The 24,526-nt window shown below is 65.7% G+C and carries 20 protein-coding genes; 7 read left to right on the forward strand and 13 right to left on the reverse strand.

From position 1 onward, the window contains the following. Positions 1-6 precede the first annotated feature (6 nt). The 4 genes from QM672_RS17995 to QM672_RS18010 are packed head-to-tail and all read right to left on the reverse strand — an operon-like array spanning position 7 to position 4,274. Positions 7-1,209, reverse strand: coding sequence for a trans-sulfuration enzyme family protein (locus QM672_RS17995; RefSeq protein ID WP_415084186.1), 1,203 nt, complete (start codon positions 1,207-1,209; stop codon positions 7-9). Between the two features lie 19 nt (positions 1,210-1,228). Continuing rightward, a complete protein-coding gene (locus QM672_RS18000; protein ID WP_415084188.1) occupies positions 1,229-2,065 on the reverse strand; it encodes a carbohydrate ABC transporter permease in 837 nt (278 codons plus the stop codon). A 2-nt stretch (positions 2,066-2,067) separates the two neighbouring features. Beyond that, complete coding sequence (locus QM672_RS18005; RefSeq protein WP_415084190.1) at positions 2,068-2,982, reverse strand: carbohydrate ABC transporter permease; 915 nt, start codon at positions 2,980-2,982, stop codon at positions 2,068-2,070. A gap of 29 nt (positions 2,983-3,011) precedes the next feature. Then, positions 3,012-4,274, reverse strand: a complete 1,263-nt coding sequence (locus tag QM672_RS18010; RefSeq protein ID WP_415084192.1) for an ABC transporter substrate-binding protein — start codon at positions 4,272-4,274, stop codon at positions 3,012-3,014. A 142-nt stretch (positions 4,275-4,416) separates the two neighbouring features. Here QM672_RS18010 and QM672_RS18015 point away from each other — a divergent pair, with 142 nt between their 5' ends. Together QM672_RS18015 and QM672_RS18020 are read left to right on the forward strand one after the other, a co-directional pair. Further along, the gene (locus QM672_RS18015) at positions 4,417-5,283 is read left to right on the forward strand and encodes a MurR/RpiR family transcriptional regulator (RefSeq protein ID WP_415084194.1); all 867 of its coding nucleotides are present in this window, start codon (positions 4,417-4,419) and stop codon (positions 5,281-5,283) included. Between the two features lie 13 nt (positions 5,284-5,296). Beyond that, positions 5,297-5,977: a phosphoribosylanthranilate isomerase gene (locus tag QM672_RS18020; protein ID WP_415084196.1), complete on the forward strand. Its 681-nt coding sequence runs from the start codon at positions 5,297-5,299 to the stop codon at positions 5,975-5,977. 18 nt (positions 5,978-5,995) lie between these two features. Here the strand turns inward: QM672_RS18020 and fhuF are convergent, their stop codons facing one another. From fhuF to QM672_RS18065, 9 genes are all read right to left on the reverse strand, one after another. Beyond that, positions 5,996-6,685 carry a siderophore-iron reductase FhuF gene (fhuF, locus tag QM672_RS18025; protein ID WP_415084198.1) on the reverse strand — a complete coding sequence of 230 codons (690 nt, stop codon included), beginning with the start codon at positions 6,683-6,685 and terminating at the stop codon, positions 5,996-5,998. Between the two features lie 8 nt (positions 6,686-6,693). After that, positions 6,694-8,679, reverse strand: coding sequence for a Fe(3+)-hydroxamate ABC transporter permease FhuB (fhuB, locus tag QM672_RS18030; RefSeq protein WP_415084200.1), 1,986 nt, complete (start codon positions 8,677-8,679; stop codon positions 6,694-6,696). Next, positions 8,672-9,508 (reverse strand): ABC transporter substrate-binding protein, encoded by an 837-nt coding sequence (locus QM672_RS18035; RefSeq protein WP_415084202.1) that lies wholly within the window; start codon positions 9,506-9,508, stop codon positions 8,672-8,674. The genes fhuB (QM672_RS18030) and QM672_RS18035 overlap by 8 nt, the downstream gene beginning before the upstream one ends. 65 nt (positions 9,509-9,573) lie before the next feature. After that, positions 9,574-12,006 carry a TonB-dependent siderophore receptor gene (locus QM672_RS18040; protein ID WP_415084204.1) on the reverse strand — a complete coding sequence of 811 codons (2,433 nt, stop codon included), beginning with the start codon at positions 12,004-12,006 and terminating at the stop codon, positions 9,574-9,576. A 148-nt stretch (positions 12,007-12,154) separates the two neighbouring features. After that, entirely contained in the window at positions 12,155-13,138 is a 984-nt protein-coding gene (locus QM672_RS18045; protein ID WP_415084206.1) for a FecR family protein, read from the reverse strand. A 156-nt stretch (positions 13,139-13,294) separates the two neighbouring features. Further along, positions 13,295-13,807 carry an RNA polymerase sigma factor gene (locus QM672_RS18050; RefSeq protein WP_311940597.1) on the reverse strand — a complete coding sequence of 171 codons (513 nt, stop codon included), beginning with the start codon at positions 13,805-13,807 and terminating at the stop codon, positions 13,295-13,297. A gap of 239 nt (positions 13,808-14,046) precedes the next feature. Further along, complete coding sequence (locus tag QM672_RS18055) at positions 14,047-15,765, reverse strand: ABC transporter ATP-binding protein (RefSeq protein WP_415084209.1); 1,719 nt, start codon at positions 15,763-15,765, stop codon at positions 14,047-14,049. 141 nt (positions 15,766-15,906) lie between these two features. Continuing rightward, positions 15,907-17,889: a Fe(3+)-hydroxamate ABC transporter permease FhuB gene (gene fhuB / locus QM672_RS18060; protein ID WP_415084211.1), complete on the reverse strand. Its 1,983-nt coding sequence runs from the start codon at positions 17,887-17,889 to the stop codon at positions 15,907-15,909. Beyond that, on the reverse strand, positions 17,876-18,802 hold the full coding sequence (locus QM672_RS18065; RefSeq protein WP_415084213.1) for an ABC transporter substrate-binding protein: 927 nt from the start codon (positions 18,800-18,802) through the stop codon (positions 17,876-17,878). Before QM672_RS18065 ends, fhuB (QM672_RS18060) begins: the two co-directional genes overlap by 14 nt. A 428-nt stretch (positions 18,803-19,230) precedes the next feature. Here QM672_RS18065 and QM672_RS18070 point away from each other — a divergent pair, with 428 nt between their 5' ends. From QM672_RS18070 to QM672_RS18090, 5 genes are read left to right on the forward strand one after another with little or no spacing between them, the layout of a single operon-like run. Beyond that, positions 19,231-21,438, forward strand: a complete 2,208-nt coding sequence (locus QM672_RS18070) for a TonB-dependent siderophore receptor (protein ID WP_376717736.1) — start codon at positions 19,231-19,233, stop codon at positions 21,436-21,438. Then, the gene (gene exbB, locus QM672_RS18075) at positions 21,432-22,319 is read left to right on the forward strand and encodes a tonB-system energizer ExbB (protein WP_376717731.1); all 888 of its coding nucleotides are present in this window, start codon (positions 21,432-21,434) and stop codon (positions 22,317-22,319) included. The genes QM672_RS18070 and exbB overlap by 7 nt, the downstream gene beginning before the upstream one ends. Positions 22,320-22,323: 4 nt before the next feature. After that, positions 22,324-22,779: a TonB system transport protein ExbD gene (gene exbD / locus QM672_RS18080; protein ID WP_311940604.1), complete on the forward strand. Its 456-nt coding sequence runs from the start codon at positions 22,324-22,326 to the stop codon at positions 22,777-22,779. Between the two features lie 8 nt (positions 22,780-22,787). Then, positions 22,788-23,684, forward strand: a complete 897-nt coding sequence (locus QM672_RS18085) for a TonB family protein (protein ID WP_415084215.1) — start codon at positions 22,788-22,790, stop codon at positions 23,682-23,684. A gap of 14 nt (positions 23,685-23,698) precedes the next feature. After that, on the forward strand, positions 23,699-24,523 hold the full coding sequence (locus QM672_RS18090) for an ATP-binding cassette domain-containing protein (protein WP_415084236.1): 825 nt from the start codon (positions 23,699-23,701) through the stop codon (positions 24,521-24,523). Positions 24,524-24,526: the final 3 nt, after the last annotated feature.

The following is a 24,526-nucleotide window of genomic DNA, read 5'->3' on the forward strand; positions in this document are numbered from 1 at the left end:
TCTATTCTAGACCTCGACATGCATCTGATCGATCGCCTGGGCGACGTCGGCGATGATGTCATCGGCATGCTCGATGCCGACCGAGAAGCGCACCAGGCCGTCGACGATACCCATGGCCTGGCGTTCCTGGGAGGGGATGTCGAGGAACGCCATGGTGCCGGGCATCTGCGTGGTGGTGCGCAGGCCGCCGAGGCTGGCGGCGAAGGAGCACAGCTTCAGCCGCTTGAGCAGGCGCACCCCGTGCTCCTCGCTCTCCACCTGGAAGGACAGCATCGCCCCGAAATTGCGCAACTGCTCCTTGGCCGAGGCGTGGTTGGGGTGCGAGGGCAGGCCCGGATAGAACACGCGCTTGACCTTGTCGTGCCCTTCCAGGAAGCGGGCGAGGGCGGCCGCATTGGCGCACTGCTTTTCGAGCCGAAGCGCCAGGGTCTGGGCCCCGCGCAGCAGCAGCCAGGCGTTGAAGGGCGAGAGCGGCGCACCGAGCTTGTTGAGCGTATTCCAGCGCACGTCCTCCAGCCAGTCCTTGGGCAGGATCTCCGATTTCAGCGTGATGATGCCGCCGACCGCGTCGTTGTGACCACCGATGAATTTGGTGGCGCTCTCCACCACCACGTCGACGCCGAAGGCATGCGGCTGGCACACGGCGGGGCTGGCGAAGGTGTTGTCGCAGATCACCACGATGCCGCGGCTGTGGGCGAGCTCCACCAGCTTGCGCATCGGCGGCACCTTCATGGTCGGGTTCGCGAGCGCCTCGAAATAGAGCACCTTGGTCTTGTCGGTGAAGGCGCGCTCGACCTGGACGGGATCGGTGGTGTCGACGAAGCTGACGGTGATGCCGAAATCGCCGATGCGGTGGTCGAAGAATTCGTGGGTGCTGGAATAGGTGGTGAGGTCGGTGACGATATGGTCGCCGGCCTTGAGGATGCCGAACAAGGCGTGCGAGATCGCTGCCATGCCCGAGGCGGTGGCAAGGCAGGCATCCGCGCCGGTCAATTGCGCCAGATGTTCCTCGAGCTTGTATTCGGTGGGATTGCCGCAGCGGCTGTAGATGTTCACTTCCTTGCGCGCGCCGGCCACGATCTGGTCGTAGATGTCGCCGGCATATTGGAAGTTGGCCGACATGTAGATGGGATAGCTGATCGACTGTGATTCCGGCTCGGGCGCGTAGAACACGGCACGGCTGGCGAAATCGAGCTCTTTGGACGACATGCGGGCACTCCTTGAATAGTCATTCCTTGACGGCGCCGCCGGTCAGGGCGGCGGTGATCTGGCGTTCGAACAGGACGAAGAGGATGAGCGGGGCGAGGGCGGCGATGAAGATGGCCGCCAGCATCACCGGATAGTTGGTGATGTGCTCGCCGACGAAATCGGCCAAGCCCACCGGCAGCGTCTTCTTCGCCGGCGTGTTGATGAAGACGAGCGGGAAGAGGAAGTCGTTCCACACCCAGATCATGTTGACGATGGCGGCGGTGAACATGGCCGGCCGGGCGAGCGGCACCGCGATGCGCCAGAAGATGCCGAATTCGCTGCAGCCGTCGATGCGCGCCGCATCCATCAGTTCGCGTGGCAGGGTGACGAAGAAGGCGCGCATGATGAACAGAGTCACCGGCACGTTGAAGGCGGCCGTCGGCAGGATCACGCCGAGATGGGTGTCGAGCAGGCCCATCGTGCGCAGTACCACCACCAGCGGCACCAGCGCGACATAGGCGGGGATCGCCATGGCGACCATCAGCCCGGCCTCGACGCCGGCCAGCCAGCGCGGGCGGTAGATGGCGAGCCCGTAGCCGCCCGCCGTGGCAGCGGCGACGGCGAGGAGCGTGGAGCCTGCCATCACGATCAGCGAGTTCAGGGAATAGGTGCCCAGCGCGCCATTGCTCCAAGCCTGGGCGAAGGCGTCCAGGCTCGGGGCCGCCGGCAGCGACCACACCGAGCGCATGAACTCCTTGTTGGTCTTGAGCGTGCTGTAGGCCATCCAGGCGAAGGGCGACACCACGATCGCCACATGCAGCGACAGGAAGGCAAGGACGCCGAGGCGCGTCGGGCTCCAGCGGGACAGGGCCGGCATGCTCACGCCTCCCTGCCGGCGGCGCGACCGCGCAGCGCGCGGAAGACGATGAAGGCGCCGATGGCGGTGAGCAGCATCTGGGCAAAGCCGATGGTGGCGGCATAGCCCATCTCGAAGGCGTTGAAGCCGACCTTGTAGAGATAGGTGGAGACGACCTCGCTGGCGTGGTTGGGGCCGCCATTGGTCAGCACGAAGACCAGGGAGAAGGTCTTCAGCGAGCCGATGACGCAGAGCAGCACATTGGCGCGCACCGTGTCCCACACCATGGGTACGGTGACCGAGACGAAGGAGCGCCAATGGCCGGCCCCGTCGAGTTCGGCCGCCTCGAACACGCTTTCGGGCACGTTGCGGATGGCGGCGACGAACAGCAGCACGTAGAGGCCGAGATAGGTGAAGCTCATCACCGCCACCACGGCGGCGAAGGCGGTGGAGGATTGGCCGAGCCAGCCCGAGGCGAGGCTGCCGAGGCCGACCGCCTTCAGCCCGGCATTGAGCAGCCCGAAATAGGGATTGTAGATGAAGCGCCACAGCAGGCCGATGCACACTTCGCTGACGATCACCGGGACGAGATAGAGAAACAGGAAGAAGCGTCCGACCGCGCCGACGACGCGCACCAGGCAATAGGCGATGACAAGGGCGAGCAGCACCTGCAGCACGATGGCCGAGACGGCGACGGCGAGGTTTCGGGCCAGGGCCGCCCAGAAGAAGCCGTCGCCGGCCAGGCGGACGAAATTGTCGAGGCCGACGAAGACGGGGGTGGCCGAGCCGTTCCATTGGTAGAAGGACAGCACGCCCGAATGCAGCACGGGATAGGCGACGAAGAGGCCGACCAGGATCAGCGTCGGCAGCAGGAAAGCGAACGCATAGCGCGCATCGCGGCCGGCCGACGGGTCCTTTCCTGCTTCCTGCATTGCCATGGGATGCGTCTCTCCTGGCCTGAAGGCGCCTATTTCGCCTTCAGGGCGTCTTCCACGCGCTTGGCGGCGTCGGCCGGTGCGACCGAGCCGTCGAGCACGCCCTGCAGCGAAGTGTAATAGGCATCGGTGCCCTTGGGCGGCATGGCCGTGTCGTAGAAGGAATCGAGCTTGCCGGCCTTGCTCATCAAATCGTTGCTGACGGCATAGAGCACCGGCCCCGCGGCGGCCTCAGTGGTGGCGCCCTTGACGGTGACCATGGTTTTGCGCAGCTCGACATATTTGGTCATCACCGCCGGCGAGGTGAGGAAGCGCAGCAGCGTGACCGCGTCCTTCTTGTTGGCGGTCTTTTCGGCGATGCCGAAGGCGGCCGCGACGCCGCCCAGCACGTCGCCGGGGTTGCCCTTGCCACCGGCCACGGCGGGGAAGGGGAAGAAGCCGAGCTCGAAGCCCTCGGGCGCGTCGGCGGAGGCGCCGATCTGCCAGGTGCCGTTGAGCATCATCGCAGCCTGGCCGTTGAGGAAGAGCATGTTGGCTTCCTGGTCGCTCATACCGTTGAAGCCGACGGGGAAATAGCCCTTGGAGGACAGGCTGGCGATGCGGGTGAAGGCCTCGGTGGCCTCCGGGGCGAGCGACGTGTCGGCCTTGCCCGCCACGATGTCGGAGACCAGGCCCGAACCCTTCAGGCGCATTTCGAGATATTGGAACCAGAAGGTGGCCGGCCAGGAATCCTTGTTGCCCAGCGCCATCGGTACCAGGCCGTCGGCCTTGATCTTCTCGCACAGGGCCAGGAATTCGTCATAGCTGGCGGGGACCATCCAGCCTTTTTCGGCGAACAGGGCCTTGTTGTACCAGAACACGGCGGCGTCGATGTCGATCGGTACGGCATAGGCATGGCCGCCGATGCTGGTCTGCGCCAGGGCCGTGGGCAGGAAGCTCTCGCCCCAGCCATCCTTGGCGAGGTCGGCGTCGAGGGCATACATCTGATGGCCGGCGACGAAGGCGCCGAGGAAGCCACCCGGCAGGGTATAGAACACGTCCGGCGGGTTGCCGGAGGCCATGGCGGTGTTGAGCTTGGTCTTGTAGGCCGATTGCTCGGCCGCCACCACGTCGAGCTTGATGTCGGGATGGGCCTTGGCGAACTCGTCCAGGGCGTAGGTGATGAAATCGACCTTGTCCTTCTGACCCGAATAGGCGTGCCAGAAGGTCAGCTCACCGGCGAGTGCCGACAGGTTCATTGCCAAGGACGCGGCCAGGGACGCCACAACGCCGAGTGCAAGTGCGCGCAAACGCATGTCTTCAATCCTTCCCCACCGGTTTCATATGCTCGGTTTGATTGAATGCAGTGGTGCCACATTGGGAAAGACATGTCTACAGTGGCACCACAAACAAGGTCGTGCTAGAAGCTGGACGGCAAGTGCAAGATTCGAGGCAGGCATGATCGATCAGGCCAAGAATGCGGCTGGGGGGCAGGCGGCGAGCCGGCTGCGCAGCGCGTTGCCCGCTCTTTCCGAATCGGAACGGCGCGTGGCGCTGTGGATCCTCGACCATGTCGATCTGGCGATCCGCCAATCCATGTCGGCCATCGCCCAGACCGTCGAGGTCAGCGACACCACGGTCTTGCGCATGTGCCGCACCGCGGGCTTTGCCGGCTTCACCGATCTCAAGCTCGCCCTTGTCCGCGATACCGGCGAACGTTCGGCCGCCCGGCCGGACGAAAGCGCGGCCGGCGCCGATGGCGATCTCGGCTGGGCCAAACGGGTATTCAATGCGAATATCCAGGCCATCAGCGACACCTTGTCGATGCTCGACCAGGGCGATTTCGCCCGCGCCCTCGATCTCGTCGCCGGCGCCCGCCATATCCTGATCGGCGGCATCGGTGGGTCGGGCATCGTGGCCCAGGCCCTCTATCAGCGCTGCTTTCGCCTGGGCCTGCGCTGCGACGCGCCGGTCGATTCGCAGCTCCAGCTCATGCACGCCTCCCTGCTCGGGCCGGGAGATCTCGCCGTGGCCATTTCCTATTCCGGCATCACCAATGATCCCGTGCTCCTCCTGCAGGAGGCCAGAACGCAGGGCGCTTCTACCCTGTGCATCACCGGCAACCGGCGCTCGCCTTTGGCGCGCCTTGCCGATGTCGTGCTGGTCAGCGTCTCCCATGAACTGCGCAGCGAGCCGATGGCGGCCCAGATCGCGCAGCTGACGCTGGTCGATGCCCTCTATGCCGCCCTGGTCGCGCGTTCGCCCGACACGGCCCAGCTCAACGAGGAGCGCATGGTCAATGCCATCCTCCCCAAATCCATCTGAACAAGGCCCATCCATGAAAGTACAGATCTATACGATGCAGACCGCCGCCGAGGCGCTCGAACTGGCGGCGCTCGGCGTCGATTGCCTGGGCGTGACGCCCTCCGACCGCGGCCTTCCCGGCGAGATCAGCAATGAGATGGCGCGCGAGATCGTCGACGCCCTCGCGGGCAAGGCGACGCGGGTCGCTTTGTCGGTCGAGGCCGAGCCGCAGGCGATCGCCGCCATGGTCGATGCCGTCCGGCCGGACGTGCTGCATCTGTGCGGCGATATCGCCAAGGTCACGCCTGCGGTGGTGAAGGCGTTGCGCAGCGCGCTGCTCGCGCGCCATCCCGACTTGAAGATCCTGCAGGCGATTCCGATGACCGGCCCCGAGGCGCTCGATCACGCCGCGGCCTTTGAGCCGGTGTCCGACATCTTCATCCTCGATTCGGTCGCTGCCCATATCGGCGGCATCGGCGCGGCTGGCGTGACCCATGACTGGTCGCTGAGCCGTGAGATCGTGGCGCGCAGCAAGCTGCCCGTCATCCTGGCCGGAGGCCTCGGCCCGGACAATGTCGGGGAGGCGATTCGCGCCGTGCGCCCCTGGGCGGTCGATTCGCTCACCCATACCAACAGCCCGCTGGCCTCGGGTGGCTTTCGCAAGGACCCTGCCAAGGTCGCTGCCTTCGTTACGGCGGCGCGGGCGGCTGCCTGAGCAGACCATGGCCTGCCCTCAGTCGAGGGGGCAGGTCTTGCACAGTTTCAGGCCGTCCATACGATAGCGCAGGCAGCAGATCCGGCGCCTTCGCCCTTTTTCGGCGCTGTAGCGGACGGGCTCGAACAGGGGGTTGCTCATGCCGTCGCTCCAGCGCCGGGTCGCCAGCAAGGCGCGGGCCTGGTCGAGGCCTGGGTGGCCGGTTCCCAGGAAGGCCTCCAGCTCGCCCAGGCTGTGCTCGACGATGGTTCCGGCATTGCTCCACAGCACTTTCCGGGGCAGGGCGCTGGCGCGCGAGATCGCCGCGATCATCGGGGTGAGATGGCCATCGACCAGGCTTTCGAAGCGCTCGCGGACTGTGCCTGGCACAAGAGGGCTGCCTGCATGCGGCAGGCTCAGGGCAGCGGTGCGGCCGTCTTCGGAGAGGACCACGCCAAGCTCGCCGATTGTGATCGGCAAATTCCAGCCGGCGATGATATTGGCGGCCAGGACGGGCGGTATCAGGATCGAAAAATGCCATTTCGACCAGAGCGTCGCCACCGCGACCGGCTCCGGCTCCTGGTAGTTCCCGGCGAAGCGGGCCAGGAGAAGTGTGAGATCCTCGCCCTCGACCAGGGCGGTCGCGGGAATGAGGGGGCGGGCGTCCTCCCCCAGCACCAGATTGTCGGCGAGGAAGGCCAGCGGGCCCTGGAAGAGAGTGGCGAGCATGGTGGCTGTCACCGCTTCCAGGCCGTCATGACGAAATAGGCGCCGCCAAGGGCCGTCGCGATCAGCCCGGCCGGGATCTGCCAAGGAAAGGCGATGGTGCGGCCTGCCCAGTCGGCCAGGACCATCAGCACGGCGCCGACGAGGGCCGAACCGTAGATTTCGGCCAGTGCCGTCCGCGTGCCGAGGCGTCGTGCCAGATGGGGCGCCATCAGGCCGACGAAACTCAACGGCCCCACGAACAAAGTGGCGATGCCGGTCAGCACGGCGACGACCAGCACGATCGCAAGGCGCGCACCGGCGATCGGCATGCCGAGCGAGCGGCCGACCGGCTCGCCCAGCGGCATCAGGCCGATCCAGCGCACCAACGGCAAGGGCAGCAACAGAGCAAGGGCCGTTGCCAGGACGATGGCGCGTGCCTCGGCGGCATCGACCGAATAGGTCGAGCCCGACAGCCAGCCGATCACCCGCAGAATCCGGGGATCGCCGATGACGAGCAGGATCGACAGCAATGAAGCCAGCAACGCGCCGAGGCCGGCCCCGATCAGCAGAAGATGGTCGGGAGCAAAGGCCGAGCGCCGGCTAAGCCGGAGCACGCAGCCCAGTATGGCGAGACAGGCCAGGCAGGACAGCGCCGCCGTGCCAGAGCGGTCGAGGCCCGGCAGGAACAGGGTCGCCACCAGCAGCATCAGGGCGGTTCCCGAGGAGATGCCGAGGAGCTCGGGGCTGGCCATCGCGTTGCGGGTCAGGCGCTGGAGCAGCGAGCCCGCCATCGCAAGCATGGCGCCGGCGCAGCAGGCGGCCGTGATGCGCGGCAGACGCCAGATCGACAGCTCGGCGAGCAGCCTGCCATGGGCGAGTTGCCAGCCATCGGGGCCGGGGCCGAGCGTGGCGGCGAGGGCGAAACTCGCAATCAGGGCTGAGCCAAGGCCGATGAAGGCCGGCGCGGTGCCGACCTGCAGCCGCATCGGTGCGCTCATCGCTGCGGGAGCATTGCTGGCGACGGGCGTGCGTTGCAGCATCCAGAGCAGCAGGGGAACGCTGACAAGCATGACGGTGATGCCGGCGGGAATCTCGATGCCGCCGGCCAGCGCCAGCAGGGCCTGGTCGGTCAGCACCAGCAGGCCCGCGGCAATCAGCGGGGCTGCGATCAGGCGGGTCGACAGCCGCCTCGCGCCGGCGCCTCGCGCGATGGCTGCGCCGGCAAGGCCGAGGAAGCTGATTAGGCCGACCGTGCTCGCGACCAGGGCGCTCAGCCCGACGGCGGCCAGGATGGTCGTGCCCCTGACCAGAGAGGTCCGCACGCCGAGGCGCTCGGCACCCTCGATCTGCATGGCCGAGAGCGGGCGCATGAGCAGGATGATCGCCAGCGACACCAGTCCGAGCTTCGGCGCCAGGGCCAGCACGGTGCTCCATCCGTTCTGGATGAGGGAACCGGCTTCCCAGATATAGAGATCGCTCAGGGCATCGAAATGGGTGAGCACCAGCATGGTGCCGGCAGCACCGAAGGCGAGCGAAGCGATCAGCCCTATGAGAGTGACTCTGGTCGGCGCGAAATGGGACCGGGCCGAAAGCAGGAGGACGATGGCGGCCACGCCGATGCCGCCGACCAGCGCCGGCAGATCCCAGCCCAGCGACAGCAGGCCGGGAGCCCAGATGATCGAGGCGGCGATGGCGCATTTCGCGCCGGCGAAGATGCCCAGCGTTCCCGGTTCGGCGAGCGGATTGCGCAGCACCTGCTGCAAGACCACGCTGGCCAGCCCGAGCGCACCACCGCTGAGGAGGCCGGCGCAAAAGCGAGGCATCAGCCCGTCCCGGGCCATGATCGCGCGCAGGTCGTCGGCACCGTTCAGCAGGGCCGGCCAGCCGGCAGGTGGAACCTCGCGGGAAAGGTTGAACAGGAACAAGGCCGTGGCCACGCCGAAGAGGATGGCACTGACGATGATCCAGCCGAAGGTCCTGCCTTGGCTGCCGGTGGCATGTCGGGCTTCAGCCATCGTGCGGCAGGCTTTCGGCGAGCTGGCGGGCAAAGCGCATCGCCGAGGCGACGCCGCCATTGGGATAGATCACCGGCATCATCGTCAGCCTGTCGGCCTTGACGGCGGGGAGGGCCCGCCAGAGCGGATTGTCGGCAAGCCGGGCCAGGGCATTGCGGGTCTCCGCGCCTCTGTCGAAATGCACGATCCTGGCTTCGGGATCGCCGGCAAGCTGGCCGATGCCGACCGAGATCACGCCCGACCCGTTCACGCGCCCGCGCCAGGCATTGACGAGGCCGAGCCGCGGCAGGCTGTCGCCGATCAATCCCGTGCCGCCGAACAGGGCGACCGTGCGGCCGTCCTGGGCAAAGCGGCCGACATAAAGGGATCGGCGGGTTCGCCCGGCGAGGGCGGTGCGTGCCTCGGCAAACGTCGCCTCCAGCTGCGAAGCGAGGGCCTGCGCCGCCTCCTTCCTGCCGGTCAGCTCCGAGAGTTGGACGAGCAGCCCGATCGCTTGGGCGACGCCGGATTTGCCGGCCGAGGCCGTATCGAGGGGAACCAGCGGCGCGATTTCGCGCAAGCGGCGCAGAGGCCCGGCCTGCCAGGCCGCCATGACGATGGCATCGGGTCGGATAGCCTGCAGCAGCTCGGCATTGGGCTCGAGCAGGGGCCCGAGGTCCATGACCTCATCGGCAAGCGCCGGCTTGGCGACGAGCCTGCGATAGAGCGCGACATTGGCCACGGCCACGGGATTGACGCCGAGCGAGACAAGAAGCTCGGTCGCCAGCAGATCCAGCGCGACCAGGCGAGGCGGGCTCGCTGCACGTGCCGGAATTCCCATCACGGCCATGAAAGGGAGAGCCAGAGCAGCGCGTAGCATGTCGCGCCGCACGGCCGCCCGCCCTGGCGAGAGAGTTACCATTTATAGGACAGCGTCGCGGTTGCCGTCAGGGGTTCGCCATAGCGGCACCCCGTCGAACCGGCGCAGGTGTAGAACTTCTTGTTGAACAGATTGCGCGCATTCACGGTCAGGCTGGCACCGTCGAGTCTCTTGTCGATCACGCCGAGGTCGTAGCTCGCCATGGCGTCAACCAGCAGATAGTCCGGCACGTGGGTCGGCTTGCCCAGCACGTCGATGCTGTCGGCGATGTAGGTTTCCCCGACATAGCGCAGTCCGCCGCCGATCTTCAGCCCCCGCACGCCGAGATCGTCGAGCTTGTAGCTCGCCCATAGCGCGGCGGAGTGCCGGGGCACCAGGTCCACCGGCCGGCCCACCGTGGAGGCTACCGCGCTCTGCAGGGTCTTGCTGTCGGTAAAGGCGTAGCTGGCGACGAGGTCGAGATTGCCGAAGGAGGAATGGGCCTCCAGCTCGACGCCGCGCGAGCGGACCTTGCCGATCTGATAGACGTCGCCGAGGGCGTCGAAGCTGCTGACATTCTGCTGGGTGAGCTCGTAGACGGCGGCGCTGAGCAGCAGGTTGGTATCTTCGGGCTGGTAGCGCACGCCCGCCTCGTATTGCAGGCCCTTGTTGGGCTTGAGTGCCGTACCGGAGATTGCGTCCAGGCCGAGCTGCGGCGCGAAGGACTGGCTGACGCTGACATAGGGGGCGATGCCGTTGTCGAAGCGGTAGACCAGCCCGGCGCGGCCGGTGAAGGCGCTGTCGTTCTGGCGCGACTTGGCGCCCGTCAGGTAGTTCAGAACCGTGGCGCGGTTCCAGTCATGGCGCCCGCCGAGCAGCACGGTCAGGTTGCCGAGGCGAATCTGGTCCTGCAGATAGATGCCGAACTGGTCGCTGAGATTGTCGCTGCCGCGATCGACGCCATAGTTGATGACCGGGTAGCCGGAATAGACCGGGTTGTCGATGTCGAGCGGGACGATCGAGCCACGATAGCGGTGCGAGTCGTAGCTGCGACGGTAATAGTCGAAGCCGACCAGGAGGGTGTGGCTGAGCGGGCCGGTCTCGAAGCTCTTCTCGATCGAGGTGTCGGCCGTGATGCCGTAGGAGCGCTCGGTGCGGGCGCTGGCCCGCCGTGCGAGCTGGCCGTTGGTGACAGGCAGGAGGCCAGCCTGCATATAATCCCAGCGCACGTCGGAATAGTAGTAGCGGGCGTTCTGGCGCAGCTTCAGCGTCTCGTCGAAACGGTGCTCGAAGGCATAGCCGATCGTATAGGCATCGCCCACGAAGCGATCGAAGGATTCCTCGCCCAGGAACAGCTTGCGCGGAATGCGCCCGGTCGCGACGTCGTTCCAGTAGAGCGGCGTGATGAAGCGGGTATTCACATGCTGATAGCTCGCCAAGAGCGTCAAGGACGTGGCCTCGTTTGGCTGCCAGGTGATGGCGGGCGCGATATAGACCTTGTCGTCGGGTACGTGCCTGACCCAGCTGTCGGCGTCCCGCACCAGGCCGGTCAGGCGATAGCGCAGGGTGCCGTCGGCCGTCAGGGCATCGGAAAGATCGAAGGAGGCCTGCTTGCGGTCATAGCTGCCATATTCGAGATTGATTTCGTGCAGGGGTGTTGGCGTCGGGCGCTTGGAGATGGCGTTGATCACGCCGCCTGGCGCCAACTGGCCGTAGAGGACCGAGGAGGCCCCGCGCAAGACCTCGACGCGCTCCAGGCCGTAGGGCTCCTGGGCGCTGTCATAGACATTGGACTGCAGTTTCATGCCGTCGCGCAGCATGCCGCCATTGCCGGTGGCGACGTCGAAGCCGCGCAGCATCACGTCATCCGTCATGCGGCTGAAGCCCTGCGACTGCATGCCGACCCCCGGCGTATAGGTCAGGACGTCGGCCAGGGAGGCGACCTTCTGGTCCACCATCTGGTCCTTGGTTACGACGGTGACGGACTGTGGTGTCTCGATGATCGGCGTGTCGGTCTTGGTCCCCGAGGCGCTCTGGCGGGCGACATAGCCCTGCACCGGGGCCCAGGCCGATTGCGCCTGGACGATGACCGGGTCGAGTTCGATCGCGCCTGAGTTCTCGGTTCCGCCGATGCTCGCGGTGACGTCGGCAGAAAGGACGGTCACTGTGGAGGCATTGCTGAAGCGATAGTTCAAGCCGGAGCCCGCCAGCAGCCTGGCAAGCGCCTGCTGCACGGTCAGGGACCCGCGAACCGGGCGGCCGAGCGTCTTGATAGGGCTGTTCTCGCGGAAGACCACGGAAAGACCGGCGACGCGCCCGATCTCGTTCAGCGCCTGGGGAATCGGCCCTGCCGGAATATTGAAGGTGAAACGCTGTCCGGCGGGCTGCTCTGCCCGGGCCACCGACACGCCCACGCTTGCCGTCGTCGCAGCCATCAGCATGGCGGCCGCCATCCTGCCGGCCACGAGCCTCACGCCATGCCTACTCATCGCAACCTGTCCCCTCGATCATCGATCACCGGCAAACCCGCGGTCTTGGCACCTGCGGATTACCAGCCTCCATGGTCTTCACGTTCGAGGGCGGGTTTCACTGAACCCCTTGGCGAAGATTTTTCTTCGTATCGCGGAATCGGACACCTTACGGCCGGATGAACACGATGAGTCCGCCGGGCACGGTGGTCATCCGGAAGCCGACGCTGGCCTGCAGGGACTGCAGTGCCGCATCCGTGTCGGCCAGGCTGAAGCTGCCGGTGACGCGCTGGTCGCCCAGGCCCGCATCGGTAACGACGATCCTTCCCTGCCGATACCGCGCGATTTCCTCGATGACCTCGGACAGCCGGGCCCGGTAGAAGACATAGCGTCCCTTGCGCCAGGCCAGCGCATCCTTGAGATCGACCTGTTCGATCTCGCCTAGGCCTTGCCTGTCGAAACGAAGGCGCTGGCCCGGTTCGTCCAGCAGGGCTTCGCCGATATGCTCGGCCTTGATGGCGACCTTGCCGCTCTCGAGCGTAACGATTGTGCCGTCTTCGCCGAGACTGACGTCGAACTGGGTGCCGATATCCCTGATGTCGCCGTCCGGCACGCGCACGACGAAAGGAGCCTTGCCGAGGGCGACGTCGAAAGAGGCGGTGCCGCGCAGGAGCCTGACCTGTCTTTCGTTCTTGTCGAAGGCCTCGTCGAGCGCGCTGTCGGCGTCGAGAAGTACTTTCGAACCATCGGACAGTGTGATGGCACGCCGTTCGCCGCGGCCGCTGCTGTGATCGGCCATCAGTTTCTGCAGCAGATGGGGGTTCTGCAGCCAGATCACGCCGCCGAGGCCGAGTGCCAGCACCAGGGTGGCAGCCGAGAGCCGGCGGAAGCTGCGATGCTGGCGCCGGCTTCTGTCGACGGCATGCAGATAGGGCGCGAGCGCTTCGTTTTCCCTGGAGGCGAGCTGGCGGGCGGGCTGTTCGGCAGCGCTCCAGACCTGCTCCGTCCTGCGAAGGGCGTCGGCATGAGCGGGATCGGAACCGAGCCAGTGCTCGAATTCGGCCTGCTCGGCCCGTGACAATCCAGCGAGGCGGCGAACGAACCAGTCCCTGGCCTCCTGTTCGACATCTCGTGAGGATTGGGGGGGTGCCATGATCCGTGGCCTCGAAAACCGCTTTTTCGTCTATGGCACCGTGCGATAGAGAATCGCGGCACTATAGCCCGACTGTGCCGGGCTTGCCTGTCGCATGATGCCGGCCGACGCGATCGTCGGGGACGAGCGTCTGTGGAGGATTGGGGGCCGGTTGCCTCAGGCCCCGTCCGGGGATATGCCATCGCTTGCTGCGCAGGCAGCGAGCGCTCGTGCCATATGCTTTGCTACGGCGCGCTCCGAGATGCCCAGCGTCGCGGCGATCTCGACGAAACTATGCCCGTGAATGCGGTTCAGCAGGAAAATATGCCGCGTCTGCCGGGGCAGTGCCGCGATTCTGTCCTGGAGGGATTGCAGGTTCTGGCGGGCCGAGAGGATTTCGAACGGCGTTGCGGGAGAGGCCGCATATTGGCTCGGCAGCGTGCCCTCCTGCAGGCGCTCGCGCCTCGACTCCGACCTCAGATGATCGATCGCTGCATTGCGGGCGCAACGGGTCAGGAATGCCGATGCGTTGCCGGTGGTGTCGCTGGTGCGCTCCCAGATCCGCAGGAACATGTCCTGGATGAGATCGAGCGCCGCATCCCGGCTCCTGACTTTGCGCCGCAGCGTCCGCTCCAGGCGAGGCCGCTCCGCGGCATAGAGAGTTTCGATGTCGTGACTGCGGCTGTTCATGGAGCGAAATCTGTGAGCGGGCGGCGATGCCGGGCAATTACGCAAGCATTATCCAGAAAAGCAGTGCCTCTCAACCGAAATGATTTATACTAATTCTAAATTGTACAGATTATCTGTCTCTATGTGAAATATAAATAAGAATAGAATGCGAGCATTCCGAAAGTAATATGAGGTCGTTCCCAGTCGATGTCGTTGGAAGGACAGGCCCGATTTGCTGCCGTGCCTGTCTTCCCAAGGCGTCAGGCAAATTGCGCCCGGTGCAGTCGCCCATAGGTTCCGGACTTGTCGAGGAGATCGCTATGGCGCCCCTGCTCGACGATGCCGCCGCGGTCGACGACGAGGATGCGGTCGGCATTCTTGATCGTCGCCAGGCGGTGGGCGATCACCAGGGTGGTGCGCCCCTTGGAAAGCTCGGCGAGGGCCTGCTGGATGGCGAGTTCGGTCTCGGTGTCGAGCGCCGAGGTCGCCTCGTCGAGGATCAGGATCGGCGGGTTCTTCAGGAACATGCGGGCAATGGCCAGGCGCTGCTTCTGGCCGCCCGACAGCTTGACGCCGCGTTCGCCGATCAGGGTGTCCAGGCCATTGGGCAGCGAGGCGATCACGCCGTCGAGACGGGCGCGGCGGGCTGCCTCGAGGATTTCGTCTTCGCTCGCTTCGAGGCGGCCATAGGCAATGTTCTCACGGATGGTGCCGCCGAACAGGAAGACGTCCTGCTGCACGATGCCGATCTGGCTGCGCAGCGAGCGCAGGGTGAGATCCCTGATGTCGATGCCGTCGATGGTGATGGCGCCCTGCGTGACGTCATAGAAGCGGGGCAGGAGCGAGCAGATCGTGGTCTTGCCGGCGCCCGAAGGCCCGACGAAAGCCACCGTCTCGCCGGCGGCGATCGACAGATCGAGATCGGCCAGGATCTGTCGGTCGGGCGTATAGCCGAAACCGACCTTCTGGTACCGGATGGCGCCGGTGAGCAGCGGTGCCGGCCGGGCATCGGGTCGGTCGGTGATGTCGGGCCGGGTGTCGAGGAAGTCGAGATAGCGGCGGAAGCCGGCGATGCCCTTGGGATAGGTCTCGATCACGGCATTGATTTTCTCGATGGGGCGGAAGAACACACCGATCATCAGGAGGAAGCCGACGAAGCCGCCATGGCTGAGCTGGCCGGTCAGCACGAAATAGCTGCCGGCGACCATCACGGCGAGCTGGGTGAGCCGCATGCTCAGATAGCTCAGCGAATTGGAGGCGGCCATCAGCCAATAAGCCTGGAGCTTGGTGCGGCGATAATCGTGATTGTCGCGCGAGAACAGCGCCCGCTCATGGTCCTCGTTAGCGAAAGCCTGCACCACGCGGATGCCGCCGACATTTTCCTCGATGCGGGTGTTGAAGCTGCCCACGCTGTCATAGAGCGCCCCCCAGTTCTTGGTCATGCGGCCGCCATAGCGCAGCGTCACCCAGGCCGTTACGGGCACGACGAGAGCGGTGATGAGGGTGAGCTCGACATGCAGCGAGAACATCAGCAGGAAGGCGCCGGCCAGCGTCATCACCGCGATGAACAGGTCTTCGGGACCGTGATGGGCGATCTCGCCGATCTCCTCCAAATCCTTGGTGAGCCGGGCGACGAGATGGCCGGTCTTGTTGTTGTCGAAGAAGCCGAAGGATAGTTTCTGGAGATGGTCGAACGCCTTGCGCCGCAGCTCGGTCTCGATGTTGATGCCGAGCATGTGGCCCCAATAGGTCACGATCGCCATCAGGCCGGTATTGACGATGTAGACGGCCAGAAGGCCGACACAGGCCAGGGTGACCAGATGCCACTGGCCTGACGGCAGTAGCGTATCGATGAAGATCTTGATCGCGACGGGAAAGCCGAGCTCGAGCAGGCCGGAGGCGATCGCGCAGGAAAAATCCAGCAGGAACAGGCCACGATAGGGTAGATAATAGGCGGCAAAGCGTTTCAGTAAGGCCATGGCTATTGAGCAATCAGAGATGCAGGGATGCAGAGGTAGCCGCCAGGGCCTTCCTCGCAACGAAAACGGATCGGAGATCTATACACGTCGCGCCGGGACGCGGCCATTGCCTCCATTCGGGCCTTCATCGTCTTCGACCCCTCAACGAGCTCGGCGCCCGAGCTGCCAGATCAGGTAGGGCAGTCCGATCAGGGCGGCCACGATGCCGGTCGGCAGTTCACGAGGGGCGATCAGCGTACGCGCCAGGGCATCGGCGACGACCATGACCAGGGCGCCGATGAGGACCGAGCCGAGGATCTGCGACCAGGCGCGGCGCAAGCCGATGAGGCGCGCCATATGGGGCCCGGCAAGGCCGACGAAGGTGAGCGGGCCGGTGGCCATGACCGCGACTGACGTCAGCAGCGAGGCCATGGCGAGGATCGCCAGCCGGCTGGTCTCGACCGGCAAGCCGAGGGCCCTGGCCGTGACGGGCCCCATCGGCACGATGTCGAGCCAGCGCGTCAGTGCCAGGGCGGATGGCAGCAGCAGAGCCGCAAAGGCCGCCGTCGTCAGGACTTTGGGCCAGTCGGCATAATAGGTCGATCCGGCCATCCAGGCGAGCACCTGCGGCGCGCGCGGATCGCCCAGCGCGAGGAAGGCGACGATGACGACGTCGAGCAGGGCCGAGAGGGCAAGGCCGGTGAGCAGGACCTGGTCGGGGGCAAAGCCGCTGCGCCGGCCCACCATCAGCACCAGGAAAAGCGCAAGAAAACCCCCGGCCGCGCCGGCCGCCGTGTGAGCAGCCAGGCCGGCCGTCTGGCCCAGGATCATCGCCAGGGCCATGCCGAAGGCAACACCGGTGCCGATGCCGAGCACCTCGGGTCCGGCCAGCGGATTTCCCGATATCCGCTGCAGCAGCAAGCCCGAAGTGGCGAGCATGGCACCGGCCAGGGCGGCAATCGAGGCGCGTGGAGCCCGCCAGGGCTCGACCAGGGCTAAGTCTGCCGGCGGGGTCAGCCACCAGCCGGCACTGCCATGGCCGATCAGCAAGGCGCCAGCCATAGCGAGGACGAGCAGCGCGGCGAGCAAAGGCAGGAGCCGGGTCCGGTCGCGCGCGCTGGTGGCCAGAGAGCGTTGCGTGGAGGGGGGCTCGCTGCGGCGCAAGCGCGGCAGAAGCCAGAGCAAAAGCGGGGCGCCCAGCAAGGCCGTGGCCGCGCCCGTGGGCAGGTCGATGATGCCGGCCGCTTCCAGCAGTCCGACGATGGCGTCGACCGCCAGCACCAGCAGGGCGCCGGTCAAGGGGGCCAATACCAGCCGGGCCGCGAAGCGGCGGGCTCCCGACAGGCGTGCGATCTGCGGTGCTGCCAGCCCGACGAAACCGATCACCCCGACATGGGCGGTGACCACCGCCGTCAGCAAGGCGGCGAGGAAGAGGCCGGCGCAGCGCACCACACCGAGCGGCACCCCGAGGGCGCGTGCATTTTCCTCGTCCAGGGCGAGCAGTTCGAAGGGGCGGGCCAAGAGTGCAGCGAGGAGGTAGAGCGCGGCGATGGACGGCGCGAGTGCCACTGGCGCCGACCAGTCCTGCTGCGCCAGCGAGCCGCCACCCCACAGGAAGAGGGTGGCGACATATTCCTGGTTGAGAAGGCGCAGCGTGATAGTGAGTGCGCCGCAGAACAGCCCTGCCACCAAGCCGGCCAGCACCAGGGCGACGGAGGAGAAGCGATTGCGCGCCGCGCACGCCATCACCAACCCCAGGGCCAGCAGCGTGCCGGCCAGTGCGATCACGGGGCGTCCGAGCACGAGCAGCCCGGGAGCGGCGACGAGGACGATGGTCAAGGCAAGCTGGGAGCCCGCTTCCAGGCCGAGCGTGGTAGGGGAGGCCAGGGGATTGCGCAGCGTCTGTTGCAAGAGGAGACCGGCCAGACCGAGCCCTGCGCCGGCCAGGATTGCAGTGAGCGCGCGAGGCAGGGCGGAGAAATGAAAGACGAGCTGCTGCGGGTCGTCGAACCGGGGATGGAGTACCGCGTCCCACCATTGCGCGGCCGGCAATTGCGTGGTCCAGCACCAGGCGGTCAGCACGAGAGCCAGCGAGCCCAGGACGGTGTAGGCAAGCAGGGGGCTGCGTGCGTCAGAACCGGGCATTGCCATCGTCCGCTGCGCGGTTCCCACTGATGGCATCGACCAGGAGACTGGCGAAGCGCTGCGCCGCCGTCAGGTCGCCGAAGGGCCAGGTCGCGGCAAGCCGCTTCACGCGGCCCTGTTTCACTGCAGGCAGGTTGCCCCACAGGCTGTCCGTATCAGGTGCGAGCGTCACCTCGGAGGGTAAGGGGTCGACCACCACGATTTCGGCATCGGTAAAGGCGGCAAGCCTTTCCACGCCTACCAGGGCGAAGCCCCAGCCATTGGTCGGCGCATGCCAGGCATTGCCGAGGCCAAGCCGTTGCAACACCCCGCCGAACAGGCTGGAGGGGCCGTAGACACGCACGAAGCGCTTGTCGAGAAACTGGATGACGAGCAGGCGAGGCATGGCCGCACCTGCGAGGCGCTGGCGCAAGCTCGCAAACTCGGTATCGGCCCGTGTCACGACGGCCTGCGCCTGGGCCTCGCGCCCCACGACCTTGGCCAGCGCCTGGAGCTCGGTTTCGGCGTGGCGAAGGGGATCGCCCGTTCCGGAATAGACCGCCACCTCCCGGGTGGGTGCAATGCGCTGCAGCGTGGAACGCGCGGCGGCACCGAGAGGGCTGACGATGATGAGCTCCGGCTTGAGGGAGGCAACGGCTTCCAGGCTGGGCGTGTCGCGAAGGCCGACATCCCCCGTGCTCTGCGACAGGGGCGGTTGGCCCACCCAGATGCGGTAGAGATCGGCGTCGCCCACGCCGACGGGATCGATACCGAGCGACCTCACCATGGCGGTTGCCGTCCAGTCCAGCACGACGAGGCGCTCGGGCGCGGCCGCAGCTTGGGCGTGCGCGACGCTCGGGACGAGCGCCAGGCACGCCAGAGCGATGGCGGCATGGCGCAAGGCTGTCGGAAGCAAGGTGGCAAGCAGTTTCACGGCGTCTCCGCGCCAGGCAGAATCTCCGGGATCGAGCCATGAGCCGATCAAGAGACCTGCAGGATTTCAGACATCTGCAGTGTTTGCGAACCGCACCCCGGAAAAAGCGAGTTCGCAAACGCTGCGTAGAGGAAGCGAAGCATGCGCCAGCCTTGACCAGGCGAAGGCGGCCATCCCTCGAAGAGATCTCGTTTACTGACAGGGCCGGCTTATGGCACCTGAAATATACGGCATGCAACAGAGAATACTCGTGCTCCTGCGCAGTTTTGAATCTTTATAAATTGTACAAATCAAAACAAGTATAATTACTCACTTGTATGAGTAATTCTATTATAAGTTTGTTTACATGGTAAAGCTTGTTGGTCTAAACGTCTGCCAAATGACGCTGCAGGCTCTTGGTGCCGCGCGATATTGTTTCTCTCACTGGGATGGTAGAGGTGATGGACCGGCGGGTTGGAGTTTGCGTCAAGCTGTCCATGGGGACGGCATCGGGCCTTTTGATGCTGGCCGCGGCAACGGCCGCGTCCGCACAACAGGGGAGCAATGGCGGAACGATTGCGCTCGATCCGGTCGTCGTCAGTGGTGGGACGGGCACGAGCCCGGTGACGGGCTATGTCGCCAAGAAAACCACGGCAGGCTCCAAGACCGACACGCCGATCGAGAAGGTTCCGCAATCGGTGACCGTGATCGGCCGTGACCAGCTGGAGGCTCGGCAGCCCCAGAAGCTCGACGAAGTCTTCTACTACACGGCCGGCGTAACCGGTGCGCCCTATGGCTATGACCCCCGCACCAACTGGGTGTTCATCCGCGGCTTCGACGCCAGCCAGACCGGTATCTTCCTCGATGGCCTGCCGCTCTACCAATATGCCTTTGGCAGCTTTTATGTCGATCCCTACGCCCTCGAGCGCGTGGAGGTGCTGCGCGGCCCCTCCTCGGTGCTCTATGGCGGCGGCAATCTCGGCGGCATCCTCAATCTCGTCTCCAAGCGGCCGAGCGATGAGCCGCTGCGCCGGATCGAGGCGGGCATCAACAGCTGGGGCCAGGCCACCACGGGCTTCGACTTCGGCGGCAAGCTCGATGAAGCCGGTGTGTGGACCTATCGCCTGACAGGCCGAATTGCGGGCGGCGGTTACGAAACCGACAAGGCCAGGGGCTTCCAGGGCTTCATCGCCCCGGCCCTGACCTACACGCCCAACGATGCGACCAGCCTGACGCTGCTGGCCAACTACACCAATATGGATCTCGACCATACCGGCGGCTTCCTGCCCTATTACGGTACGGTGAAGGCGACCCGCTTCGGGCGCATTTCCCGCGATTTCTATTCCTCCGAACCCTCGGACGACCTGTATCGTCGCTCGCAGGCGATGATCGGCTATCAGTTCAAGCACGATTTCAACGATGCCTGGACCTTCCGCCAGAACGTGCGCTACGCCTATCTCGATACGCGCGAGCGCTACGCCTACCCTTATGGCTATGAGGTTCCCGGTTCCTCGACGCCGTGGGTGCCCTCTCCCGTGCCGGTGTCCGACGACAACCAGCTTCATCGCCTCGGTTTTGCGCACCACACCACGGTCAACACCTTCTCGGCCGACAACCAGCTCGAAGGGCGGTTCGACACCGGGCCGCTGGCGCATGACCTGCTGTTCGGCCTCGACTACAAATACTATGCCATCAACCAGATGCAGGGGACTTTCACGACCACCCCCCTGAGCGCCACCGATCCGGTCTATGGCACGCCGCAGGGCGGGGTGGTAACGCCCTATCTGCGCCAGAAATATACCATGCACCAGCTTGGCGCCTATCTGCAGGACCAGATCAGCTTCGCCGACAATTGGCTGCTGACCCTGAACGGGCGCTATGACCGGGTCTGGACGGACAGCACCGCCTCGGTCGGGAATGCCAATTTCAACGGGGTCGAGGGTGCCTTCAGCGGCCGCGCCGGCCTCTCCTACGCCTTCGCCAACGGCATCACGCCCTATGTTTCGGTTTCCCGCGGCTTCAACCCGGTGATCGGATCGAATTTTGCCGGCCAGCCTTTCAAGTCGGAGACCGGCGTTCAGTATGAGGCCGGCGTGAAGTATCGCCCGACCTTCTTCGATGGCCTGATCACGGCGGCCTATTACGACCTCACCAAGCAGAATGTGGTGACGCCGGACACCGAACATCTCGGCTTTAGCAACCAGCTCGGCGAGGTGCGCTCACGCGGCCTCGAAGTCGAAGTACAGGCCAACGTCACCGATGCCCTCAAGATGACGGCGGCCTTCACCGCCTCGCAGATCCGCATCAAGAAGGACACCGATCCCACCGTGGTCGGAAAGCGGCCGAACGTGGTGCCGGAAACCACTGCCTCGCTCTGGGCCGACTATACCTTCCAGGATGGGGTGCTGCAGAATCTCGGCCTGCAGGGGGGCATTCGCTACATCGGCTCGTCCTATGCCGACAACCAGAACCTCTACAAGGTGCCGGCCGCCACCCTCGTCGATCTCGGTATGCATTACAAATACAAGGCGTGGGACTTCGCCTTGAACGTGAACAATGTCTTCAACAAGCGCTACGTTGCGGGCTGTTCCGGTATCTATGGCTGCAACTACGGCGCGGGCCGCGTCGCAACCCTGAAGGCCAGCTACACATGGTAGATTTTCGCCGCAACGGGCCCCTCATGGTCCTGATTTCGCTTGCCTCGATGGTACCGGTTCGGGCCTTCGCCCAGGATGCACAGCCGGCACCGGCGCCCCCGCCGGCCGGCGATCCAGCCGCCGCCGCGGCCAGTATCCTGCCGCATGACCTGTCCCCCTGGGGCATGTTCATGCAGGCCGACGTGGTGGTGAAGGGCGTGATGATCGGTCTTGCCTTCGCCTCGCTGGTGACCTGGACGATCTGGCTGGCCAAGGGTGTCGAGCTGCTGCTCGCCAAGCGCCGGGCGCAGACGGCGGCGCGCCTGCTCGAAACTGCCGAGAGCCTGGAAGCCGCCTCCCAGGCCATCCGGTCGCGTCAGTCGGGGAAGGGAGCCGTCGCCGATCTCGTGACGGCGGCCAACCGCGAATTGCTGCGTTCGGACGATTTGCCGGCCGATGGCATCAAGGAGCGTCTGGCGATCGCGCTGGCCCGCATCGAGGCGCGTGCTGGTCGCTCCATGACGCGCGGCACAGGCCTGCTCGCAACCATCGGTGCTACTGCCCCCTTCGTTGGCCTGTTCGGCACGGTGTGGGGCATCATGAACTCCTTCATCGGTATTTCGCAGTCGCACACCACCAACCTGGCGGTGGTGGCACCCGGCATCGCCGAGGCCCTGCTCGCCACCGCGATCGGCCTCGTCGCCGCCATTCCGGCCGTGATCATCTACAATGTCTTCGCCCGCGCCATTGCCGGCTACCGGGCTCTCCTGTCGGACGCTTCCGGTGAGGTGCTGCAGCATGTCTCGCGCGATCTCGAGCGCCAGGACCGCGGCGTGGAGCGGGATGGCAACGCCGCTCCGGTCCGCACATTGGCATCCGCGCGCACGCAGACGGTAGGCTGACGGTATGGGCGTCTCCCTCAAGGATCCGCAGGACGGCGACCTGTCGGAAGTCTCCGACATCAACGTCACGCCGTTCATCGACGTCATTCTGGTGCTGCTGATCATCTTCATGGTGGCGGCGCCCCTCTCCACCGTCGATGTCGCCGTCGACCTGCCCGTCTCCAACGCCAAGGTGCAGCCGCGCCCGGACAAGCCGGTGTTCCTGACCGTGAAGAAGGATCTGACCCTGGCGCTCGGCGAAAACACCGTGCCGCGTGAGCAGCTCCAGCCCGCCATCGACCAGCTCACGGGGGCGGACCGCGAGCAGCGTGTCTTCCTGCGCGCCGATGGCGGCGTCGCCTATCGCGACATCATGGCTGTGATGAATCTCCTGCGTAACGCCGGCTATCTCAAGATCGCCCTGGTCGGTCTCGAGGATACCGGACAAGCCGTCAGCACAGGCGCCGCGCCGCAACAATGAGTGAGCAGGTGCCTTTGTCCAGGCTGGCCGGCAAGGCTGCAAGCCTGCCCAACGTCGCCTTGTGGACGGCGGCAGCGGTCGTGATGTTGTTCGTGCATGGTGCCGGTATCTGGGTTGCACGCGATTGGCATCCGGTCGGGCCGCCTCCCGCCGGAGATCCCTTGCCGGCTATTGAGTTTGATCTGGCCCCTCCGACCACTCTGCCTGAAGCGCCGCCCCAGGAAGCCTTGGCCGAGACTCAGCCTGAGCAGACGCAGGAGACGCCGACCGAGACGGTCCAGCCGGTCGAGCCCGAGCCTGTGCAACCGCAGACTCAGGAGGTCGAGCCAACGCCGGTGGAGCCTCAGCAAGTGCCGGAGCAGACGCCACCGGAGCCTGAACCGGTGCAGCCGGAAACGGTAGAGCCCGAAACGCCGCCGGAGCCTCCCCCGGAGGTGGTGCCCGACCTGCCATCAAAGGACAAGGCGGAGGTGATCCTGCCCGCGGCGCCCAAGCCACAGCCCAAGCCGAAGAAGAAGCCCGCGCCCCGCAAGGAGCCGGAGCGGCAGCGTCCCGTGGTGCAGCCCAAGCCCACCGTCGTCGCCCCTCGCCAGCAGGCGGTCCAGCCCGCGGCGCCGCGCCAGTCGGGCTCGGCAACGGGTGACGAACTCGCCGCCTGGAAGCGCGCCGTATACGCCCGAGTAAATCGGGCAGCCAACTCGATATCGGCAAGCGGAAGGGGCACGGTCCGTGTAACCTTTGCGATCAGCGCAAGCGGGCAAGTTTCATCTCCTCGCCTCGCCGGTTCGAGTGGCAATCCAAGCCTGGATACCAGCGGCGTCAATACCATCCGCCGGCTTGGCTCGGTCCCGCCCCCACCCGGCGGCCGTGCCGCAACCGTGACCATACCCATCATCTTCAAGTGATAACGCCGATGCCTATGACCGCTTCGCAAGAGAGTGCATCAGTTCCGATACCGGCTCATGCCGATACGGATCTCTTCGCGCTCGAAGACGTCAGCTTCGCCATTCCCGGGCGCGTGCTGCTGCAGCCCCTGACGCTGTCCCTGGCACCAGGCCGGGTGATCGGGTTGGTCGGCCATAATGGCTCGGGCAAGTCGACTTTGGTCAAGATCCTGGCGCGCCAGCAGGCGCCGAGCTCCGGTTCGGTGCGATTCGGCGGCACCCTGCTTGGGGACTGGGGCGAACGGGCCTTTGCCCGCCAGGTCGCCTACCTGCCCCAGCACATCCCGCCGGCCACCAGCCTGCTGTCCAAGGAACTCGTCGCACTTGGGCGCTATCCCTGGCATGGCCCGTTCGGGCGCTTCGGCAAGACCGATGCCGAAAAGGTTGCCGAGGCGATGGCGCTGGCCGATGTCGGCCCCTTCGCCGACCGGCTGGTCGATACGCTGTCGGGGGGCGAGCGTCAGCGTGTCTGGCTCTCCATGCTGATGGCGCAGGACACGCGCTGCCTCCTCCTCGACGAGCCGATTTCGGCGCTCGACATCGCTCATCAGGTCGATGTGCTGGCCCTGGTCCGGCGCCTGTCGCGTGAACGCGGCATCGGCGTCGTCGTGGTGCTGCACGACGTCAACATGGCCGCGCGCTATTGCGACGAACTGGTCGCCCTGCATGGCGGCCGCCTGATCGCCCGCGGCACCCCCGCCGAGATCATGACGCCCGCCTGCCTCAAGGCCATCTATGGCATCGAGATGGGTGTGATTCCCCATCCCGAAAGCGGGGGACCGGTCAGCTTCGTGCTATAGCGC

Origin of the sequence: Labrys sp. (in: a-proteobacteria), from assembly GCF_047605565.1 — a bacterium.
GTDB classification, from domain to species: Bacteria; Pseudomonadota; Alphaproteobacteria; order Rhizobiales; family Labraceae; genus Labrys; species Labrys neptuniae.

What these genes read in the sequence shown, in the direction of transcription:
- fhuB (WP_415084200.1), bottom strand. Translation starts at nt 8,679, where the DNA reads ATGGCTGAAGCCCGACATGCCACCGGCAGCCAAGGCAGGACCTTCGGC.
- QM672_RS18010 (WP_415084192.1), bottom strand. Translation starts at nt 4,274, where the DNA reads ATGCGTTTGCGCGCACTTGCACTCGGCGTTGTGGCGTCCCTGGCCGCG.
- exbD (WP_311940604.1), top strand. Translation starts at nt 22,324, where the DNA reads ATGGGCGTCTCCCTCAAGGATCCGCAGGACGGCGACCTGTCGGAAGTC.
- QM672_RS18040 (WP_415084204.1), bottom strand. Translation starts at nt 12,006, where the DNA reads ATGAGTAGGCATGGCGTGAGGCTCGTGGCCGGCAGGATGGCGGCCGCC.
- QM672_RS18015 (WP_415084194.1), top strand. Translation starts at nt 4,417, where the DNA reads ATGATCGATCAGGCCAAGAATGCGGCTGGGGGGCAGGCGGCGAGCCGG.
- fhuB (WP_415084211.1), bottom strand. Translation starts at nt 17,889, where the DNA reads ATGCCCGGTTCTGACGCACGCAGCCCCCTGCTTGCCTACACCGTCCTG.
- QM672_RS18020 (WP_415084196.1), top strand. Translation starts at nt 5,297, where the DNA reads ATGAAAGTACAGATCTATACGATGCAGACCGCCGCCGAGGCGCTCGAA.
- QM672_RS18055 (WP_415084209.1), bottom strand. Translation starts at nt 15,765, where the DNA reads ATGGCCTTACTGAAACGCTTTGCCGCCTATTATCTACCCTATCGTGGC.
- QM672_RS18050 (WP_311940597.1), bottom strand. Translation starts at nt 13,807, where the DNA reads ATGAACAGCCGCAGTCACGACATCGAAACTCTCTATGCCGCGGAGCGG.
- QM672_RS18090 (WP_415084236.1), top strand. Translation starts at nt 23,699, where the DNA reads ATGACCGCTTCGCAAGAGAGTGCATCAGTTCCGATACCGGCTCATGCC.
- exbB (WP_376717731.1), top strand. Translation starts at nt 21,432, where the DNA reads ATGGTAGATTTTCGCCGCAACGGGCCCCTCATGGTCCTGATTTCGCTT.
- QM672_RS18005 (WP_415084190.1), bottom strand. Translation starts at nt 2,982, where the DNA reads ATGGCAATGCAGGAAGCAGGAAAGGACCCGTCGGCCGGCCGCGATGCG.
- fhuF (WP_415084198.1), bottom strand. Translation starts at nt 6,685, where the DNA reads ATGCTCGCCACTCTCTTCCAGGGCCCGCTGGCCTTCCTCGCCGACAAT.
- QM672_RS18070 (WP_376717736.1), top strand. Translation starts at nt 19,231, where the DNA reads ATGGTAGAGGTGATGGACCGGCGGGTTGGAGTTTGCGTCAAGCTGTCC.
- QM672_RS18035 (WP_415084202.1), bottom strand. Translation starts at nt 9,508, where the DNA reads ATGGCCGTGATGGGAATTCCGGCACGTGCAGCGAGCCCGCCTCGCCTG.
- QM672_RS18045 (WP_415084206.1), bottom strand. Translation starts at nt 13,138, where the DNA reads ATGGCACCCCCCCAATCCTCACGAGATGTCGAACAGGAGGCCAGGGAC.
- QM672_RS18000 (WP_415084188.1), bottom strand. Translation starts at nt 2,065, where the DNA reads ATGCCGGCCCTGTCCCGCTGGAGCCCGACGCGCCTCGGCGTCCTTGCC.
- QM672_RS17995 (WP_415084186.1), bottom strand. Translation starts at nt 1,209, where the DNA reads ATGTCGTCCAAAGAGCTCGATTTCGCCAGCCGTGCCGTGTTCTACGCG.